The following is an 18,348-nucleotide window of genomic DNA, read 5'->3' on the forward strand; positions in this document are numbered from 1 at the left end:
GAGGAGATTGGGATGGATTCGCAACGTAAAATTGAGACTGAAGCACGAATTCGTGAATTACGTGAATCGGTCGATGCTCTGGAAGCGCAATTGGCTGAAGCATCTAACCAAGAGCGAGAGCAGCATGAGCAACACGAACTGATTGATCAGCTCGATACCTATATCGATGCGGTTGACACGAAAGTGAGTGGACTTAAAACCTTTTGGCAGGTTCTGAAGCAAGAGCTCGGGAGACGATCATGACTGGTTCAAGACGTAGGAATTCCAATACTTTGATCATGTCTGGACTGCTATCGGTTGTTTTTATGCTTCAAGGCTGCAAAGAGAATAATCACTCAATGCAGGTGGTGACGCCTGACAGCATAATAGCCAGTGGTTCGAGCACCGTTTATCCGCTCACTAAAGAGGCCGCACGACGTTTCGAGCGTGTTAATAAAGACGTCAACCTAGCCGTCGAGTTCACGGGGACAACCGCTGGTTTTAGAAAATTCTGCGAAGGGGAGACTGACATCAACAATGCATCGCGGCCAATTAACGTGAGTGAGCAGGCTGCCTGCGAGTCTAAGGGTGTGTCGTATGTTGAAGTGCCCATTGCCTTGGATGCGATTTCGATTGTAGTACACCCATCCAACAGTTGGGCAAATGATATCTCTGTAGCCGAACTCCAACGACTTTGGTCGCCAGAGTCAGAGGGAAAGGTCATGACTTGGCGTGATGTGCGTGCGAGTTGGCCAGACGAACCGATTGAGTTGTTTGGTCGAGGCCAAGATTCGGGAATCTATGATTACTTCACGACGGCAATTGTAGGAACCACTCGCAGTAGTCGTAAGGACTACGTTGCCAGTGAGGATGAAGAATTTCTTGCCGCTCAAATCGCAGCCGAACCGAGCGCTTTAGGCTTTTTTGGAATTGGTGGATATCACCGTCACTGGGATGAGCTGAAACTTCTTGCTGTGACGAATGATACCTACTCCGTATTTCCGACCTTGGAAACCGTTAAACGCGGTGAGTATACGCCCTTGTCGCGGCCACTTTACCTTTATTTGAATCAGCAGAGCCTCAAGGACACCCCCGAGCTTCATCGCTTTGCCCTTTCGTATGTGGAAGGCATTCGCAGCTGGATTCATTTTACGGGGTACCTTCCGTTTGAGGAGCAGGTATATGTTGATACCTTAACCCAGCTGCAACAGCTTGAAGGTCAGTGAGAGAGTTATTGGCTAACTCAATGGCTTGGTATTTTTAGAGTAGCCAGTCGCAATTGAGTGACTGGCTGCTTTGACTTTAATCTTGTTCAGAAACCACTAAGGTAACAAACCCTTTTCATTCTTTATCAGTAAGATAAAAAGAAAAGTCTTTTCCGATATTAACGTAAGGATTCATAATTCGCGGCAGCAGCATCTAGCACCGCACGAGCGGATTCTGCATCTTCAAAGCCAAGCCGCCAAGTGCAGCGGCTTGAGTTGCTGAGGACAAAAGGGCAAGGTAAGTGACGCTGGTTAGCATCAGAATTTTCCGCATGGTGTTTCTCCTAGGGTCGTTGTCCTGATAGCCTAGCAAGCAGAAGTGACGAGCATATTACAGACAGAAAGTATCGACCACATTATGGCAGCGATTCAGATTTATTTGCCGACCAAGTGAGGTTAAACGGAGGTTGATCAAACCATCATTTTGAGCTTTTTGCACATAGCTCCCATCCTTGATGCACTATGTGCAACTTACGATAAGGGCAAACTTACACCATAATTAGGTTTGCTTTGCTAACTTCAACCTAACATGACTGATATTGGCACCCAACTAATCCAGATCATCTGGCGTGACAAGTAAGTCATATTCCTCAACATTTATATCCCAAAATGTGTAGCTGTCACCATCAGAATCAATCAGGCGAATATCAAAAACGGGTGACGAGTAACCCGTCAAGGTGACTCGTTGGGTTGTACCGTTAACAAGAACGTCATTGCCCAATACATCCTCCTCCCAACTCTTTTGATCGCCGGGGCTGACGTATAGCTGGTTGATCTGGTAGCCAGTTTTGTTAGTAATATCAACATAATAATCAGCTGCCAGTGCAGGTAGGGCTAATAGGCAGGATAAAATCAAGGGTAACAGTAGTTTAGTACGCATTAGGAAAACCTTTTCTGTGATTGAGGATCCGCAACATAGAGCGTACTTGAGTAAGGACGTTAGAGTTTTGGAGCTTGAGTATCATCTGTATATCAGAGTTAGTCAAATTAAGAAGTCTTAATGGTTATGTTACCCTGCGCTAAAGCATGTAGTGAGCAAAGGTGTATTGGTTTTACCGAGGGTCACAATCTTTAGGAGGAGAGCAGTTTACAAGCGGTTAGGGAGAGGTCACGCTGACTTCGGGGTTTAATATCATTGAATAAAATATCGAGTTCCGCTTTGGATTCAATGACGATACCTCTATCATGATCTAATTGATCGGTGATCACTTTGATGGCTGTCTTGATATGATGGTTTGAACTTGGAATTTATTACAGAGAAAAGGGTATGACGAAAATTACTGATGTGGCCTTAACATCCGCAATTCAGCAGCTTGAGCTGATGGATAGCGTTGCTAAGGCGGCTGTTTGTGATGAGATATTTTTTGAGCAGCCAAATCTGTTAGCGTCAGTTTTAGTTCTGGCAAGGATGTCTGTTTCAGCGCAACATGTAGAGTCTGTTCTAGAGATCTTAATCGTGATCCACCTTGCATTAAAGCGAGCAGGTGTGAAGATTGAATTGATCACTGAAGAGGCCCAAGACCGGGAGCTTAAACGGCTAGTCGCATCCTTAAAGTTTAGAGAGGGTCTAGAGCCTGTTTCGCAGGATGAAGCTATAAAGCAGAGTATAAGTTTTCGAAAAGAGCCTTGGCTGCTTTCATACGTATACGCGAGATTACAAGACAGCGGAATACTTGCTTGTTTAGATGAAGATTCGAAATATTTGAATTTGTCGGCACTTAATTTGGTTGAGTGTGTAGCTTGTGCAAATAGAGTGATCTAGCTATTTGGCTATGCCTGATGCAAAAAAGCCCCATAAAGGGGCTTGATTTGATTACGCGCATTTTTGGGTAGGTTGCCATCCTTGATCAGTTTCCTCCAAATCAATTTCCAACTCATGAATTTGTCGATCCAAGTTGGCAAGCTTACTAAGTAAGCCCGCGATAGGCTCTTCGTTAATGGACTCCATATAAAGATCTCGCAAAGCTTTATCTGCAAGAACATGAATCTTCTGTTCACCTTTCTCCCATTTTGCAATGGCTTGGTCAGTTTTGTCCATCAAACCACCAAGAGCTTTCTGAGAAAGATCCAGTTCAACTCTGAGAAATCTAAACTCGCGGCCTGTAAGTAAACCTTCTTTAGAGACTAGGCTTTTTGCAATCACGCGATGCAGCCCATCAATATCATGAATAGCAACACCTGTGCCATGCGCAGTGTCGGTAACTGTGTAACCATTAGCAAGATGGATATTATTCAGTCCGCACGCTTTATAGTGATACATCACTATTCCTCCTGACCCCATACTGTCACTACAAGGCATGTAGTATTTTCTCGATTTACAAGCTTTGCAACCACTGTTACATTTATTCCAGCGGTCACCCTTTTTAATTTATAACGCCAACCGCGTTCTTTATCCGAGCACCAGCGCATATCGCCAATTTGCTCACCATTCTTCAGCACATTAATAATTTGCCTCATAGAGATATCTCTTTGTATCATTCTTTCTAATGCATGATCCAAAAGGGACAAACTTTCAGTTTCTGATCCGGCAATGCGGCGTATTTCGTCACGCACACTATCGCTACTGATGAACGGGAGTTCTATCAGTTTAGCTGTTTCCTGCATCGCCTTCCTCTTTGGCAGTAATCTATACTTATTATAGGTTAAGTGTGCTTATATGCAATAGGTATTGTTGGTTAGCTGGTTACATCCTGCATAATGTGACTGCTCACAACTCTAACGAGGGTTTACGCTGGATTATACTAAAGGATAGGCGAAAATAGGATGGGGCTTTCAAGGAGAGTTTTAGAGGATTGCCAAGCTGTGTTTAATATGAGTAGGCAAATATTAAACCCGCTTTATTTCACTCATTTTTATCTTTGCGGCCTGTGAATGTTACATGCACTAAAAAGATAAGGCGAAATAAAAAACGTCACGAAATTGTCACTAGATGATTATGAAAAGAATTAACGATTTGTTTTTACTGCTTAATATTGGTCGGGACGGCAGGATTTGAACCTGCGACCCCTTGCACCCCATGCAAGTGCGCTACCAGGCTGCGCTACGCCCCGACTCATTTCTCCATCAGGCGTTGCCTTCAAGAGGACGCAAATACTACATGAACCGAATTACAGTGTGAAGCTCTTTTTGGAATTTTTTTGCAACTCTTTGAGTTGCATAGCCAATTAAGCTTATCGTCTTATGCCTTAAACACCCGCCAAGCCACATACCCCGCAATCAGCCCCCAAAACGCACTGCCGACAGAGAAGAGTGTCATACCCGATGCCGTCACTAAAAAGGTGATTAAAGCGGCTTCACGGTGAGATTGCTCCTGCAGAGCTGTCGATAAACTATTGCCAATAGTTGAAAGCAATGCCAATCCTGCCAGTGCCAGTACCAACTCTTTAGGGAAGGAAGCCAATAACAACGCCACAGATCCGGCTAAAAGACCCGTTAGAAGATAAAAGAATCCTGCCGCTACAGCCGCTGTATAGCGTCGTTTTTTATCAGGATGCGCATCTTCACTCATGCAAATCGCGGCGGTGATGGCGGCAAGGTTCAGGGCATAGGCACCAAAAGGGGCGAGGACTAAGGTCGTTAGACCTGTCCAAGTAATCAAGGGCGATAAGGGTGGCTCATAGCCCGCCGCTCGGATGGTCGCAATTCCTGGCATGTTTTGCGAGGCCATGGTGACGATAAACAAGGGAATGCCCACGCTGATGAGCGCCGATAGCGAAAAACTGGGCATTGTGAACACAGGTTGTGCGATCTGCCATTCCAGCTGATTGATCGTCATCAGGCCTTGCGCCCAAGCCATGATCACACCGCCTGCCAACACCAACAAAATGGCATAGCGGGGTGCGTAACGCTTACCGACAAGATAGATGGCGAGCATCAACATTACTAGGGCAAGTTCAGATTGTGCAGATTCGAAAATCGATAAACCAAACTGAAACAGAACACCCGCAAGCATCGCATTTGCCAGTGGAATGGGGAGGTACTGCATGATTTTGGCAAACCAACCGTGATGCCCGCCAGCGTGATTAAAATGGCGCTAAACATAAACGCGGCAATGGCCTCAGGTAGGCTGACACCATTTAAACTGGTCACCAAAAGTGCAGCGCCTGGGGTCGACCAAGCCGTTAAGATTGGTGTTCTGTAATAGAGCGTCAGCCCTAGGGTCGAAATGCCCATGCCGATGCCGAGCGCAAAAAACCATGAGGTCACCTCGGCCGTAGTTGCGCCAGCCGAAGCGGCGGCCTGAAAAATGATAACCGCTGAGCTGGTATAGCCCACCAAAATGGCGACAAAACCGGACGTCAGGGTGGATAATGAAAAATCTTTAAACAACTGTGAAGTTAGAAAATAGGGAAGTTTCACGAGGGCACCTGTTTTTTGAAGGGCTGAAGGTCGCTATGCCAAACGAGTCTGTTATATTGTGCGCTATAACGCTCATTCGGTGAGCATAACACTGTGCGCTATAGCGCACAATCGGGATGAGGAGTTTTTTATGTCAGAGCCTCCAGTATTGCAGTTAGGCCAGCGCTTGCGACAACTGCGCCAAGAACGGCAATGGAGCTTGGATGAGGCCGCTAAACACACAACGGTTAGTAAGGCCATGTTGGGTCAAATAGAACGAGGAGAGTCCAGCCCAACCCTATCGACACTCTGGAAGATCGCAACTGGGTTTCATCTGTCTTTTACAGCCTTGGTAACGGACTTATCAGTTGCCTCTACTGAGCCAAATCCTAAGGCATCAAATCGCGTGATCTCTGACGATAGGGGAATAGACGTCGTCACCTTGTTTCCTTATGATCCATTGGTTGGCTTCGAGGTTATGTATTTACGATTGGAGCCTGGCAGCCAAACCCAGTCTGACCCCCATGAAGAGGGTGTTCTAGAGCATTTGATGATCTTGGAAGGTGAATTGGAGCTCTTTATCGATGGCGCTTGGATTCGGCTGAAACAAGGGGATAGAGTGAAGTTTGCAGGCGATCAGTTTCATGTGTATCGCAACTCAGGCGAGACGCCTGTCGTGTTTCATGACATTATTCATTATGCAAAATCAAGTTGTAGGTCTTAGAGGGGCGATTATGAGCAAACTCTGTTTACATCTCATCATCAGTGGCCGAGTGCAAGGTGTGTGGTTTCGGCGTTTCACACAGGAACACGCCCAGCTTAATAATGTGACGGGCTGGGTAAAAAACTTGCCGGATGGTTCCGTCGAAGCCTTGCTCTGTGGGGATGAGCAAAATGTGCGTCATGTCGAAACCTGGTTGAGTAAAGGTCCAGAGTTGGCAAATGTTGCAGACATTCAAGCACAGCAACAGGCGATGGATGAGTCCTTTACATGCTTCGAGATACGTTAATGCAGTATAGAAATATTGTTGTTTTGACGGGAGCGGGTATTTCCGCAGAGTCTGGCATTAAAACCTTCCGCGATTCGAATGGGCTCTGGGAAGAGCATCGTATTGAAGATGTGGCAACGCCAGAAGGTTTTGCTCGCGATCCTGAGTTGGTGTATCAGTTTTATAACCAGCGTCGGGCCCAATTGAAGCAGGCCGAGATTAAGCCGAATGCAGCACACTTGGCATTGGCGGAGTTTGAGCAACGCCATGTCAGTATGGGAGGACGTTTTACGTTAATTACGCAAAATGTCGATAACCTGCATCAGCGAGCCGGGAGTTTAAATATACTGACGATGCATGGCGAATTGCAAAGTGCGTTGTGTTTAACCTCGGGCAAAGCTCAGACATGGACTGAGGACTTAACGAACCAGGATCGCTGCTCATGCTGCCAGCCTCCCAGTGCCATGCGGCCTAATATCGTTTGGTTTGGTGAGGTGCCGTATGGCTTGGATGAGTGCTTTGAATGCGTAAGTGAATCCGATGTATTTATCTCTATTGGTACGTCCGGTAAGGTCTATCCCGCCGCTGGCTTTATGTCGGTGGCGAAGACTGCCGGTGCTCATACGGTTGAGCTAAATATGGAGCAAACAAGCCATACCTTTGATGAGGGAATTTATGGTCCCGCTTCAAAAGTGGTTGTCGAATATCTTAACTCCATTCGCATATAAAGGAGTCAGCGCAAGATGAGCTGTTGATCATGACAACTCATCCTGCCGCTTGAAGATTATGCTAAAACCGACGGGTTTAAGCTGTATGTGCAGGTGATCGATGCGGAGTCGATGATATGGGGCTGAATTGCGGCTAGGAGATCAGCACCTTTTGCTGCCCCTTTCAGATCAATCGACGCCGTATTCAAGGCATAGACGGTAAACACATAATGATGCAGGCGCTCATCATTCCATGGCGGGCAGGGGCCATCGTATCCAAAATATTGACCTTCCATTTGTTCATCACCTGCAAACCAGGCGGTATAGTCATTCAAACCATGATGCATGCCTTCAAGGGCGTTTGGACCGGGTTTTCCACGAGGCGTAACCCCTTGGCAATGTGTACCTTCCTGTATTTCTGAGGTGGAAGCTGGAATATTCCAAAGTAACCAATGGTAGAAATCGACGCGGGGCAAATCCTTAGGCACTGTTTGACCTTCTTTATTGACCTGATCTCCTTGGCTAGGCACATCAATATCATGACAGATAATCGCAAACGAGAGCGTACCTTCAGGCACATCGCTCCATGCTAAATGTGGATTTTCGTTATCGGATAGAGTGATGGGGCTATCTGATGCAATTTTAGCAAACGCAAATTTCTCGGGAATAGCATGACCTTCTTGAAGGCTTAAACTCGTTAACTTCATGACAAACTCCTGATGTCTTGGTATCGATTAGGATCAATTTTTTCTACGCAGGTTCATTAAATCCAGACTTGAAAGAGGTAAAGCCTACCTCAAATGTGTGGCATTTATGAGCATTTATTACGCTCTATTTTACCTTTTGTGCCCTGCAATTGGGCAAAAAGGGTTAAAATTATTCCTAATAGGAATTTAAGATTACTGTTGTTGATATATAAATCAATGGCCTGCTTAGATTGGCATACTCTGTGCTTTCATTTTAAGAATAAAAAGTTCTTCATGGTAATTTTACAGAAGTGCTTTTGTTTAACCTTGGTGAAAGCAAGTGGAGGAAGTATACCCATGGAGACAGAGTGTCAGAACCGTCTACCGAGTCAGCCAAGCTATGCGCAAAGCATACCAAAGCTGAGCTCGCGCGTTTTAATTTCGATGATCCAAGATGCAGAGCACCCCAAAGCGATAGAACTCTTATCGATGGTTAACGCCTTACCCGTGTCCAAAGTGTTGACAAACATCCAATGGGAGGCGGGTGTGATAGACCCTGTGGTAAGTGATGCCTTACACAGCACCTCTGTGGGGTCCCACTTAGCCATATGTGGGGATGAGCGTTTTATCTGGGCGTGCTGGTCTGTCGCAAGTCAAGCGGGGTGGTTAAACGATGAGATGACCTTGCTAAAAACCGAGGATGTCCGAAATCTGTACTGTGTGCACTGCGGTCATATTCAAGCAATCAGTACTCAAACCGAGGCGGAGTGTCAGTCCTGTCAGGTACAACTCTTTGTGAGAGATCATTTTTCTCAGCGTCTGGGTGCCTATATGGGGGTGTGTCTCGATGCGAATCAGCCATACGGAGGCGAGGTTAAATGATGCGTTCAATGATTGAAGTCGAAGTCACAAAAGTCAAACAGATCACCGATGTTATCCGTGAATTCACCTTATCGCCGATGACAGGGAGCTTGCCTGGTTTTTCATCAGGAAGTCATATCCAACTTCATCTTCCAACGTCTGTGCGAGTCTTGAAAAAGGCCTACTCACTCTTGAGTGATCCTGCGGATACGTCCAGTTATCGCATTGCCGTTCGTTTGCAAGAGCATTCCAAGGGTGGGTCTCGTTTTATGCATGAAAGGCTCTCGGAAGGGGATCATTTGCACATCACGCCCCCTGCGAATCTGTTTGCACCGAACTCATTTGCTCGGCATCACCTGATGATTGCAGGTGGCATAGGCATCACGCCCTTTCTCTCGTATCTTGCAGAATTTCAACGTCAATCCAAGTCGTATGAGTTGCACTATGCCTATCGCGGTGGTGTAACGGATGCTTATGTCACTGATCTTCGTCAAGCCTTCTCAGCCAAACTACACACCTATGATTCCAATCTTGAGCAACGCTTGGATTTAGATCAACTGTTGTCTAACCAACCCGTTGGGACGCACGTGTACGTTTGTGGGCCTGAGCGTTTACGCCTTGCGGTACAAGAGGCCGCGACCAAAAACGCTTGGTCACCGTCACGAATTCATTGGGAGGCCTTTGCAGGCGCTGAACCGGGTCAAGCGTTTCAGGTTGAGTTGGCACGCTTGAATAAAACCTTGGAGGTGAGTGCAGACGAAAGTTTGTTAGAGGCATTAGAAGCGTCTGGCGTTGAGATTCCAAATCTATGTCGCGGGGGTGTCTGCGGTCAGTGTGTAACGACCTATCTGGAAGGGGAGGTGGAGCATCGTGATGCATTTTTATCTCAAGCCGATCAGTCGCAGCAATTGATGCCCTGTGTGTCACGTGGCAGGTGTGGCAGCCGACTTGTGTTAGACCTTTAGGAGAATTTTATGTCTGTCGTTTTTAATCCCATCGAATCCTACCGCGACGATTTCACCTTTCGGAACACATCGAAGGCAATTAAGCGTTTCCCTTTCCCGTTTCCTGAAGATCAGTATATGTATTCAGTCAATATCGAACCGGCCTTAAAAGGGGAGGCTGGAAGTGTCTTTGAGCATTGGTTTGATATTGATGAACATTATCTGTCTGAGGTGGCAGAGCGAGCGAAGGTCTTAGAAAAGGATCCTGATCGTTGTCTAGTCATGCCTCATATGGAGTGTGCTGCTTGGGACAGCTTAGCCTTGTTGATGACGCATTTAGCCCGTGATTATCCAGAATGGTTTGAGTTGTATCAATCGGGTGATCAATGGGTTTGGGTGAATCATGCGCTGAATCTGCGGCAGGCATTCACCTATGGTGATTCTGAAACCTTGCCTTGCGAACCCTTGGAGTACATTACGCGTCAGGTGCAAGGTGACTTCGCGATTCTTGACCAGCGCGACAATAACCTATGGATGGATGCAGGCATGGTCACAGGTCCTGCCGATTGGTCGATTAAGTTTGATGCGGGCATGAACTTTACTCAGTGGCATGCCCCTGTCCCCATGGCTCATAAAATGGGCGTGTTTGATCGCGCACTTAAATACCTGATGAATATCCAGGTGGATCGACCTGTTCGCCGCTTGAACTGGACAATGACGGTCAATCCACGCCTTGATACCTCCTCCGAAACCTATCACGAATGGGGGCATGAGCGTAGCTTGGTGACCCCTGACAATGTGGCTCAGATGGTTCACTTACGTGTTGAGTTACAGTTTTTAGCGCGCTTACCACGCAGTCATGCCCTGATGTTCAGTATCCGCACCTATTTAATTCGTTTAGATGAATTGGCAACACAGCCGGAGTGGGCGTGCCGTTTGCATCGCGTGTTAAGAGACCTTCCTGACGAGTTGGCGGATTACAAGGGACTCAGTCAGTACCGGGCTATGGTGGTTGATTGGCTAAAATCCTACGATCCGGCTGAACGTCCTTGTTGTGCCGAATAAGCCGTATGGCTGAAGTAGGGCATTACGAGTTTTTGAAACAGACGACTTACTTACACATAAACATGACTGAGGTCTAAACAATGGCAAATTCTTGGCGAACGTCGGCATTAGCCGATCGGCATAGAGCACTGGGGTCTAAGTTAGAAGATTGGAATGGCATGGGCACTGCTTGGACCTATGACACGGATCTGGCAGATGCGCATGAAGCGATTCGTACACGTGCCGGATTGATGGATGTATCGGGACTGAAAAAAGTACATTATGTGGGCCCACACGCAGAATCCCTGTTGGAGTATGCAACGAGCCGCGATATTTCGAAGGTGTACCCAGGAAAGTCGGTCTACGCGACCTTTTTAAACGAAGCGGGTAAGTTTGTTGACGACTGTGTGATCTACAGGACAGGCCCAAATGCGTTTATGGTGGTTCACGGTGCGGGCATCGGCCATGAAATGTTGGTTCGCTCTGCACAAGGACGTCAAGTGGCAGTGTTGTTTGATGATGATCTCCATGATTTATCCTTACAAGGGCCTTTAGCCGTCGAGTTATTGGCCGAGTGTGTTCCAGGAATACGTGACTTGCCCTATTTCCATCATATTCAAACTCGCTTATTTGATTGCCCTGTGATGATTTCACGCACAGGGTACACTGGTGAGCGTGGCTATGAGATTTTTTGCAAAGCAACCGATGCGCCATTGATTTGGGACACTCTGCTTGAGAAAGGCGCGGCCTACGGTGTGGTTCCCTGCGCATTCACCGCACTGGATTGGTTGCGTGTTGAAAGTTATTTATTGTTTTATCCCTACGATAATTCAGAAAAATACCCATTTGTTGATCAGCCTGCCGGTGATACGCTCTGGGAACTGGGTCTTGATTTTACAGTGTCCCCCACCAAGGGTGAGTTTCGGGGAGGCTCAGAGCACAAGCGCTTGCAAGGTAAAGAGCGCTTTAAAATCTTTGGTGTGTTGCTGGATGCCAAGGTTGCAGCGGCCGAAGGTGATGCACTGTGGGCGGATGGTCGGCAAGTGGGGATTATTACCTGTGCCATGTATTCGCGCTTAACCGATCAGTCGATGGCGATCGCACGTCTACATGTGCCTTATGCTGAGCAGGGTGTTCCCTTGGAGGTTCGCGGGAGCTTGAATGCAAATGCCATCGCACACACCTTACCCTTTGATGATCCAGAAAAGCTGAAGCGAACGGCAAAAGGCTAAGCTGTCGCTGGATCTTTAACCCCTTATCTAAGGGGTTCGTGTGTTTGGATCGCGCTGGATAATCAATAGGAGGTCAAATGACCGGATGGTGGTTTTTAATGTTGGCGGGTATTAGTGAGATTTGCTATGCCGCGGCAATTCCGAAAACCGAAGGGTTTACACGCCTTTGGCCTTCGCTTTATTGCATTTTCTTCATCTGCCTGAGTATGTACTTATTGGCCTTATCGGTTCGGACGGTTCCAATCGGGACGGCCTATGCGGTTTGGGTCGGAATAGGGGCCATTGGCACGGCGATTTACGGTATGACTGTGCTGGGCGAGGCTGCCACTTTTGCCAAGATGTTCTGCTTGCTTATGATTACGATGGGCATTGTTGGACTGAAGTTTTTTTCTCCAGCACATTGATCAACGTTCGTGTCCATTGAAGACCTTCAGCCTGTCGGCTCAAGGTCTTTTAATTGGTTAACGCCTTTGTCGAATGTCCAATTAGGATCGTTAAAGCTTTGTCCCAGCCAAGTGTTGAGTAGCATTTGATAGTCTTTGCTTTGACGGTAATCTCCAATGAAGCGATTAATGCGTTTGAGTAAAGCGTAACTGCTGGGGTGATTGGCAACCGCTGCACAATAAAACCAGAGTCCTGAGCTGATATTGCCCGGGATGACTTCAATTTTTCCGCGCCATGGACTGGTTTCCCCTTTGCAGGCCCAGTAGTAGATAGGAAGGTCAACAGCAAAGGCATCGACCACACCCTGGGCCAGGCAGTCATGAATGAGGCTTTGGTCGTTGTAGGCCAGTAGGTTTGAAAGCTCAATACGTCCACCGGGTTTGTTGCGATTGGCTTGCCAGCGCAGGCCTTGCTCTTCCAGAACCGAAATGGCCGCTGGGTCATTAATACAGCCTAAGACTTTTCCCTTTAAGTCTTGTAGAGACTTGATCCGATCATCGCCGGTGCGTTTGGCCAACACATAGGGTAAAAATACATAAGGATCGGAAAAGGCGACACTGTCATAGCCGGGCATTGGTGGTAGTGCGCTCCACACAAGATCCACTTCTGCCTCCCGTCGATTGGGACCGGCTTCCAATAACTCCAAGCAACGATCCCAGGGATACTCAACGAACACACATTTGACCCCCAAGGATTTAGCAAAGGCTTGAGCTAAATCTGCATCCAACCCTTTTAAAGGTTGGCCGGGAGCATCTCTAAACGACACCCCTATAAATTGCGGCTCAATGGCGATGCGTATCTCACGTTTTTTGAGAATGGATTCTAATCGATCAAACTTGGGATCGGCTTGGATTTTCTCTTCATTCAGTAAGCGTTGAAAAAGTGCCTGTTGTTGAGATAATTGCGTTTTTGAATAAACCGATTGCATGTCTTTCAGTAGACCCTGGCTCCATTGAACTCGGTTGCGTAAGTGTTTATCGGCGGCTACTCCGATACTAAGACCGCTGTCGATAATGCGGTTGTTGGCCTCAATTTCACCTATATAGTTGCTCATGGCATCAAACAATTCATGCAGCGTGGTTAAGGATTGTGCCACCCCTTGGCTGAGTTCATTCAGACGAGATTCTGAACTTGTCAGCAGTCGACTCAGTTGATCCCTCAATTGGCTCAAATCCATTTCGGCATAGGCTTGTCGTGCATTTTCTTGCGTGCGCAGCGCAAGGTTTCGGATTTCGTGAGCGACAACGGCAAAGCCTTTGCCCGACTCTCCAGCATGCGCCGCTTCGATAGCGGCATTGAGTGAAAGGAGCTGAACCGTGCGACCGATGCTGTCGATGTCATCAATTACGGAACGCGAGGCTTCTGTTCGTTCGTGTATGGCCACCATGAGTTCGGAAAGCTCGTTGGTAAAAAAATGGTGGGTCTGATCCAGCTCTTGCTTCATTTCAATGCGGATATTGTCTGCACTTTTGCTGCTATCCAATAAAAAACCGCGTGTATGGGATAAAAAGGTCAGTTGCTCTTGGGTTCTTGATGCAATTTCAGAAAAGGTATTTTCAATTTGAGCAAGGGCCTTTTGTGCATGCGACTGCAAACCTGACAGCCGTTTAAGGAGATCTGGTGCAGGATTTGGGGGCAATGCCGTATTTATGTGCGCTTGAGACTGGGTTAAACGCTCATAAAGAGAGGCTGGCATTTGTCCATTTTCGAGTTGCAGGGCTTTCTCTATATCACCCGTTAATAGGGCTGTTTTCCATGCGTCAGCATCGTTTGAAGGTGATTTCCGAAACGTGAATAAAGGCATGTTGACCCTCCAGCCATCTGAATGCTCAGATTTATGCAGGTTATATGCCATATCACTGAAATACATACAGGAGGCTCAGCAGACGTCCTTGTCTATTGAGTATTCACAGATGAACACGTATTTGTGGCTAGCTGCGAACACGTGTTTTGTCAGGATCGTAAAAAATGGGTGCACAGACCTCGACCTCAAGGCGTTTTTGGTGCCCATCAAGCTTACCTAACTGTAAAGGCGTACCAAGTGTGCAGTATCGAACATCAAGGCGGCAGAGTGCGATATTTTGACCTGTGATTGGGGAGCGGGTGGCACTGGTGACAATACCGACCTGTGCACGCCCTTGATAGACGCGGTCACCATGATGCGCCGTTTCATTGCCCAAAATACGCAAGCCCATCAGTTTGTGCTGAGGGTGAGCTTGGCGCGCCAGTAAGGCTTCTCGGCCAATAAATTCATCTTGCTTTGATTTTAAGGGGACGCAAAAACCTATGCCTGCTGTAAAGGGGTCGGTTTGATCACAAAACTCATAACCTGCGAATACAAGTCCGGCCTCAATGCGCAGCATGTCCAACGCCTCCAAGCCCAACGGCACAAGCCCTAGGTGTTTTCCTTTTTCCCAAAGTTGAGTCCACAGGGCTGTGGCATCATCGGGGTGACACCAGATTTCATACCCCAGCTCTCCCGTATAACCGGTTCGGGTGACCATGAGGGGACAGCCGTTGTAGTCATTTAAACGTCCTATCGTCAGTCTAAACCAGCCCAACTCTGTCACCGACGGTTGTGTCGCAGGGGTCCAAATCAGTTGCGTTAAGAGTTCTCGGCTCAATGGACCCTGTACGGCAAGATTATGAATTTGATCCGTCGCCGATTTAATCCAGACTTTCATGTTGAGTTTAGCCGCTTGTTCCCTTAGCCAGATGCTAGCGTAGTCCTCACCGCAAATCCAACGAAAATTATCAGGGCCCAAACGCAAGAGGGTGCCATCATCCAGCATGCCTCCATGTTCATAGCACATGGCCGAATACACCACCTGACCCACGGCAAGTTTACGAATATCACGGGTTAAGCAGTAGTTGAGCAAGGCTTCTGCATCAGGTCCCAAAATATCAAACTTGCGTAAAGCAGACAGATCCATCACGGCGACTCGCTCTCGGCAGCCGTAATATTCTTGCAGGCTCCCGTAGCCGTTAAAGTGGGTGGGCAGCCACCAGCCACGGTACTCGGTAAAGTGTTGAGTCAGGGCAGACAGGTGAGGGTAAAAACCACTCTTGCGAGTGAGGACGGGTTCTGAATTGGGTAGCGTGCGAGTGCTCATAGCGGGACTAAAATGCTCCTGTGCTGAGTAAAGACGAATGTGAATGTCCGTCGGCATCCAGCCATTGGCAGGGTCTATGTCATCGGGACAGGAAGTGCTGACACAGAGCAGGTCTTTAAGTGCGCGTAGCAGCACATAATCACCCGGTCTGGACCAGGGTTCATCCAACGTCATTTGTTGATGTTCATTGATCTGGGTGTTGAAGAAAAAGTTAATGGCTGGCCAGCCCGGTTTAGATGGAATGCCAAAGGGCTGAAGGGCATGGCTGATGTTGTCACTGCAATTGTCGTGTCCCATGTAGCCCATACTCTCGTAATAGCGCGCTGTGCAAGCAAGGGCAAAGGAGTCGTGGCGTCCAACGGTGTCTTGAATCACTTCCAGCATGGGTTGCATCTGTTGATCAAAAAATTTACTGAAAAGTCCGGGCCCTGGGTAAGCGTGACCGTTGAGTGTTCGAGTGACCGTAGGGTCTAGCTCAACGCATTGACCTTGATTGAGGGCGGTGAAATCAAAGGCAACGAAGTCCGAGCATTGACGCCCAGCTACATCGATGACTTGTATATACTCGCCCGCTTTGACTGGGTAGGCCCTTGCCGTTCCGGGGTGCAGCGTAAATTCATTCACCACCTCACCCAGGGAGGAAGGCAATGTCGGCAGCGCCTGTGCGTCCAATCGCGTCAATATGAGTTCCAGTTCGCTGGAACGTGCCTGTGAGTCAACCGGGGTTTTACAGTCAGGGATGCTTAGCACAATCCACATTTTGTCAGAAGCAATTAATGTAAGCCTGTAACCCGCTGGGAGAGCTTCATCCCAAAGATTGACGGAGCAGGGTAGTGGGTTCAATTGCTGGATGAGCGTTTTGAATGCATCTGGACAGTCTGTATGGGTTGAAAGGCTTTGATGTAAGGTGTTGTTTGGAGTGTTGTTTGAAAGCCCTAGACTCTCTAGCGCACAGAGGCCTTGTTCATTCAACGCTAGGATCTCGGCTTGTTGGTTACCTTCAACATTCACAACCGTAAGCTGATCACCGGCCTCCAGTAACAGAATACGCGTTTTGCCCGGAACAAGGCTCTGGGTGTGTACCCGAGTGGATCTTGCGAAAAGCGCGGGCTCATGCAATTGGGTGGCAAGGGGTTTTTTCATATTGAAATCCTGATTTCAATGACGCGGCTTTGTCGGCTGGATCAGCCATCCCACGACAAAGCCAGCGTTGAAGAGCGTTGACGTCGGTTAGCTTGCCGACTTTAAGGGAGCCGCCTCGGTTTTTAGGTAGGCCTCCAGTGAATCATCCAGTGCCTCTAGCCAAGGTGTATGGTGTGGCGTGGCTTGAGTGCCTGTCATGAGTGAGCGATAGGTTTTATTTCGATAGCCCATGATGTCTTCATATTTGTCTTTCTTCCACTGCAGAAAGGTTTTGTTGACAGCTGAGATGTCGAAGCTGGGATAGTCGGTGGCATCAATTAAGGCTTGAATGTAGCTGCCTTGGAACTCAAACATTTCTTGCGCGGTTTCCAAGGTTTCTTCTTTGGCTCGCCAAGCTAAATTATCGGCGATCATTTCCTCTTTGCTGGGGAGTGTAATGCGCCCTAAGATGACATCTCGCGCATACCAGGCTTGCGCGTCAAACATATTGAAGGAGTACCATTGATCCTGCATGCCCAAATAGAGAAACTGCGGGTTGTCTTCCCAAAAAATACCCTTGTAGAGCTTTAACGGCCAGAGACGATTGTTGGTTTTTAAGCTGAGGTCATCCCCTAAAAATGGAAAATGGTGCTTATAGCCCGTGCAGAGAATGATGGCATCAATTGTTTTATGACTGCCATCGCTAAACCAAACCTGGTGACCTTCAACCCGATCAATCAGGGGTTTTTCTTCCCAGTTTTCTGGCCACTTATAACCCATTGGCGCGCTGCGATAGCAACTGGTGATGGAGCGAGCGCCATATTTGTAACATTGAGACCCGATGTCTTCAGCTGAATAGCTGCTGCCAACCACCAAGATATCTTTATCTTTGAACTCAAGCGCATCTCTAAAGTCATGCGCATGCAGGATACGGCCACCAAAGGCTTCAAACCCTTTAAAGTAGGGGACGTTGGGCGTTGAAAAATGGCCACAGGCGTTGACGACATAGTCAAAGGTTTCTGAATACACACGATCCTCAGTATGATCGTGAGCAGTCAGCGTAAAGGTTTTGGATGTGTCATCATAGGTGACCTGTCTGACAACTGTATTGAAACGTATATAGTCTCGGACACCGGCTTTTTCGACGCGGCCTTTGATATAGTCCCACAGGACTTCACGCGGGGGGTAAGAGCCAATGGGTCCGCCAAAATGCTCATCAAAAGTGTAATCGGCAAACTCCAGGCATTCTTTCGGGCCGTTTGACCATAAATAGCGGTACATGCTGCCGTGCACAGGCTCGCCATTCTCATCAACACCTGTTCGCCAGGTGTAGTTCCACATCCCTCCCCAATCCGTCTGCTTTTCAAAACAGACTAGCTCTGGAATGTCTGCGCCCTGACTGGCAGCAGATTGAAAGGCTCGTAGTTGTGCAAGACCGCATGGGCCTGCGCCTATAATCGCGACACGTTTACTCATGTTGCTCTCCAAACTCTAGATGATTTCAAACATAGGCTCGATCCTAACCTCGTCTTTGGCGGCTGAAACTCTCCTCTTGTGGCTATCTCTTTTGAGATATAGCCCGGAAAAATGGCCCTGTGGCACTATCTCAAGGCATCCAAGGCAG

General features: G+C 47.7%; 18 protein-coding genes, 1 tRNA gene and 1 pseudogene. 11 read left to right on the plus strand and 9 right to left on the minus strand.

The genetic code is table 11. The features are described from left to right. The first annotated feature begins 12 nt into the window (after positions 1-12). Both D791_RS01340 and D791_RS01345 read left to right on the plus strand, forming a co-directional pair. Positions 13-243: a hypothetical protein gene (locus D791_RS01340; RefSeq protein ID WP_036506755.1), complete on the plus strand. Its 231-nt coding sequence runs from the start codon at positions 13-15 to the stop codon at positions 241-243. Then, positions 240-1,205: a PstS family phosphate ABC transporter substrate-binding protein gene (locus D791_RS01345; RefSeq protein WP_081763668.1), complete on the plus strand. Its 966-nt coding sequence runs from the start codon at positions 240-242 to the stop codon at positions 1,203-1,205. Before D791_RS01340 ends, D791_RS01345 begins: the two co-directional genes overlap by 4 nt. Positions 1,206-1,794: 589 nt before the next feature. Here the strand turns inward: D791_RS01345 and D791_RS01350 are convergent. Further along, positions 1,795-2,124 (minus strand): hypothetical protein, encoded by a 330-nt coding sequence (locus tag D791_RS01350; RefSeq protein ID WP_036506758.1) that lies wholly within the window; start codon positions 2,122-2,124, stop codon positions 1,795-1,797. Positions 2,125-2,511: 387 nt separating this feature from the next. Here D791_RS01350 and D791_RS01355 point away from each other — a divergent pair, with 387 nt between their 5' ends. After that, entirely contained in the window at positions 2,512-3,006 is a 495-nt protein-coding gene (locus tag D791_RS01355) for a hypothetical protein (protein ID WP_051513895.1), read from the plus strand. A 51-nt stretch (positions 3,007-3,057) separates the two neighbouring features. On the opposite strand, the gene D791_RS01360 is transcribed toward D791_RS01355, so the two are convergent. The 4 genes and pseudogenes from D791_RS01360 to D791_RS01375 all read right to left on the minus strand — a co-directional run bounded on the left by D791_RS01360 (position 3,058) and on the right by D791_RS01375 (position 5,603). Beyond that, positions 3,058-3,504, minus strand: a complete 447-nt coding sequence (locus D791_RS01360) for a helix-turn-helix domain-containing protein (RefSeq protein WP_036506761.1) — start codon at positions 3,502-3,504, stop codon at positions 3,058-3,060. A 2-nt stretch (positions 3,505-3,506) separates the two neighbouring features. Further along, positions 3,507-3,848, minus strand: a complete 342-nt coding sequence (locus D791_RS01365; protein ID WP_036506764.1) for a DUF4258 domain-containing protein — start codon at positions 3,846-3,848, stop codon at positions 3,507-3,509. Positions 3,849-4,217: 369 nt separating this feature from the next. Continuing rightward, positions 4,218-4,294: transfer RNA gene (locus tag D791_RS01370), tRNA-Pro, on the minus strand. A 128-nt stretch (positions 4,295-4,422) separates the two neighbouring features. Continuing rightward, positions 4,423-5,603 (minus strand): annotated as a pseudogene (locus D791_RS01375) (benzoate/H(+) symporter BenE family transporter). 130 nt (positions 5,604-5,733) lie between these two features. Here D791_RS01375 and D791_RS01380 point away from each other — a divergent pair. From D791_RS01380 to cobB, 3 genes are read left to right on the plus strand one after another with little or no spacing between them, the layout of a single operon-like run. Then, entirely contained in the window at positions 5,734-6,306 is a 573-nt protein-coding gene (locus tag D791_RS01380; protein WP_036506767.1) for a helix-turn-helix domain-containing protein, read from the plus strand. 10 nt (positions 6,307-6,316) lie between these two features. Next, a complete protein-coding gene (locus tag D791_RS01385) occupies positions 6,317-6,592 on the plus strand; it encodes an acylphosphatase (RefSeq protein WP_036506770.1) in 276 nt (91 codons plus the stop codon). Then, the gene (cobB, locus tag D791_RS01390; RefSeq protein ID WP_237748469.1) at positions 6,574-7,299 is read left to right on the plus strand and encodes a Sir2 family NAD+-dependent deacetylase; all 726 of its coding nucleotides are present in this window, start codon (positions 6,574-6,576) and stop codon (positions 7,297-7,299) included. Before D791_RS01385 ends, cobB begins: the two co-directional genes overlap by 19 nt. A gap of 56 nt (positions 7,300-7,355) precedes the next feature. On the opposite strand, the gene D791_RS01395 is transcribed toward cobB, so the two are convergent. After that, complete coding sequence (locus tag D791_RS01395) at positions 7,356-7,985, minus strand: YbhB/YbcL family Raf kinase inhibitor-like protein (RefSeq protein ID WP_036506773.1); 630 nt, start codon at positions 7,983-7,985, stop codon at positions 7,356-7,358. Between the two features lie 336 nt (positions 7,986-8,321). Here D791_RS01395 and D791_RS01400 point away from each other — a divergent pair, with 336 nt between their 5' ends. The 5 genes from D791_RS01400 (at position 8,322) to D791_RS01420 (ending at position 12,449) form a co-directional block, all read left to right on the plus strand. After that, complete coding sequence (locus D791_RS01400; RefSeq protein WP_036506775.1) at positions 8,322-8,846, plus strand: dimethylamine monooxygenase subunit DmmA family protein; 525 nt, start codon at positions 8,322-8,324, stop codon at positions 8,844-8,846. Then, positions 8,843-9,790, plus strand: coding sequence for a PDR/VanB family oxidoreductase (locus D791_RS01405; RefSeq protein WP_202806784.1), 948 nt, complete (start codon positions 8,843-8,845; stop codon positions 9,788-9,790). The genes D791_RS01400 and D791_RS01405 overlap by 4 nt, the downstream gene beginning before the upstream one ends. A 9-nt stretch (positions 9,791-9,799) precedes the next feature. Beyond that, complete coding sequence (locus tag D791_RS01410) at positions 9,800-10,834, plus strand: heme-dependent oxidative N-demethylase family protein (protein ID WP_036506778.1); 1,035 nt, start codon at positions 9,800-9,802, stop codon at positions 10,832-10,834. 80 nt (positions 10,835-10,914) lie between these two features. Further along, positions 10,915-12,045, plus strand: coding sequence for an aminomethyl transferase family protein (locus tag D791_RS01415; RefSeq protein WP_036506781.1), 1,131 nt, complete (start codon positions 10,915-10,917; stop codon positions 12,043-12,045). Between the two features lie 77 nt (positions 12,046-12,122). Beyond that, positions 12,123-12,449: a DMT family transporter gene (locus D791_RS01420; RefSeq protein ID WP_036506784.1), complete on the plus strand. Its 327-nt coding sequence runs from the start codon at positions 12,123-12,125 to the stop codon at positions 12,447-12,449. Positions 12,450-12,475: 26 nt separating this feature from the next. On the opposite strand, the gene D791_RS01425 is transcribed toward D791_RS01420, so the two are convergent. The 3 genes from D791_RS01425 to D791_RS01435 form a co-directional block, all read right to left on the minus strand. Next, the gene (locus D791_RS01425) at positions 12,476-14,293 is read right to left on the minus strand and encodes a methyl-accepting chemotaxis protein (RefSeq protein WP_051513900.1); all 1,818 of its coding nucleotides are present in this window, start codon (positions 14,291-14,293) and stop codon (positions 12,476-12,478) included. A 127-nt stretch (positions 14,294-14,420) separates the two neighbouring features. After that, positions 14,421-16,745: a trimethylamine N-oxide demethylase gene (locus D791_RS01430; protein WP_036506787.1), complete on the minus strand. Its 2,325-nt coding sequence runs from the start codon at positions 16,743-16,745 to the stop codon at positions 14,421-14,423. Between the two features lie 87 nt (positions 16,746-16,832). Then, positions 16,833-18,200 carry an NAD(P)-binding domain-containing protein gene (locus tag D791_RS01435; RefSeq protein WP_036506790.1) on the minus strand — a complete coding sequence of 456 codons (1,368 nt, stop codon included), beginning with the start codon at positions 18,198-18,200 and terminating at the stop codon, positions 16,833-16,835. Between the last annotated feature and the right edge of the window lie 148 nt (positions 18,201-18,348).

It is taken from the genome of Nitrincola nitratireducens (genome assembly GCF_000585235.1).
Lineage (GTDB): Bacteria > Pseudomonadota > Gammaproteobacteria > Pseudomonadales > Balneatricaceae > Nitrincola > Nitrincola alkalisediminis.

What these genes read in the sequence shown, in the direction of transcription:
- D791_RS01425 (WP_051513900.1), bottom strand. Translation starts at nt 14,293, where the DNA reads ATGCCTTTATTCACGTTTCGGAAATCACCTTCAAACGATGCTGACGCA.
- D791_RS01345 (WP_081763668.1), top strand. Translation starts at nt 240, where the DNA reads ATGACTGGTTCAAGACGTAGGAATTCCAATACTTTGATCATGTCTGGA.
- D791_RS01340 (WP_036506755.1), top strand. Translation starts at nt 13, where the DNA reads ATGGATTCGCAACGTAAAATTGAGACTGAAGCACGAATTCGTGAATTA.
- cobB (WP_237748469.1), top strand. Translation starts at nt 6,574, where the DNA reads ATGCTTCGAGATACGTTAATGCAGTATAGAAATATTGTTGTTTTGACG.
- D791_RS01380 (WP_036506767.1), top strand. Translation starts at nt 5,734, where the DNA reads ATGTCAGAGCCTCCAGTATTGCAGTTAGGCCAGCGCTTGCGACAACTG.
- D791_RS01355 (WP_051513895.1), top strand. Translation starts at nt 2,512, where the DNA reads ATGACGAAAATTACTGATGTGGCCTTAACATCCGCAATTCAGCAGCTT.
- D791_RS01410 (WP_036506778.1), top strand. Translation starts at nt 9,800, where the DNA reads ATGTCTGTCGTTTTTAATCCCATCGAATCCTACCGCGACGATTTCACC.
- D791_RS01400 (WP_036506775.1), top strand. Translation starts at nt 8,322, where the DNA reads ATGGAGACAGAGTGTCAGAACCGTCTACCGAGTCAGCCAAGCTATGCG.
- D791_RS01385 (WP_036506770.1), top strand. Translation starts at nt 6,317, where the DNA reads ATGAGCAAACTCTGTTTACATCTCATCATCAGTGGCCGAGTGCAAGGT.
- D791_RS01395 (WP_036506773.1), bottom strand. Translation starts at nt 7,985, where the DNA reads ATGAAGTTAACGAGTTTAAGCCTTCAAGAAGGTCATGCTATTCCCGAG.
- D791_RS01360 (WP_036506761.1), bottom strand. Translation starts at nt 3,504, where the DNA reads ATGTATCACTATAAAGCGTGCGGACTGAATAATATCCATCTTGCTAAT.
- D791_RS01415 (WP_036506781.1), top strand. Translation starts at nt 10,915, where the DNA reads ATGGCAAATTCTTGGCGAACGTCGGCATTAGCCGATCGGCATAGAGCA.
- D791_RS01435 (WP_036506790.1), bottom strand. Translation starts at nt 18,200, where the DNA reads ATGAGTAAACGTGTCGCGATTATAGGCGCAGGCCCATGCGGTCTTGCA.
- D791_RS01350 (WP_036506758.1), bottom strand. Translation starts at nt 2,124, where the DNA reads ATGCGTACTAAACTACTGTTACCCTTGATTTTATCCTGCCTATTAGCC.
- D791_RS01365 (WP_036506764.1), bottom strand. Translation starts at nt 3,848, where the DNA reads ATGCAGGAAACAGCTAAACTGATAGAACTCCCGTTCATCAGTAGCGAT.
- D791_RS01420 (WP_036506784.1), top strand. Translation starts at nt 12,123, where the DNA reads ATGACCGGATGGTGGTTTTTAATGTTGGCGGGTATTAGTGAGATTTGC.
- D791_RS01405 (WP_202806784.1), top strand. Translation starts at nt 8,843, where the DNA reads ATGATGCGTTCAATGATTGAAGTCGAAGTCACAAAAGTCAAACAGATC.
- D791_RS01430 (WP_036506787.1), bottom strand. Translation starts at nt 16,745, where the DNA reads ATGAAAAAACCCCTTGCCACCCAATTGCATGAGCCCGCGCTTTTCGCA.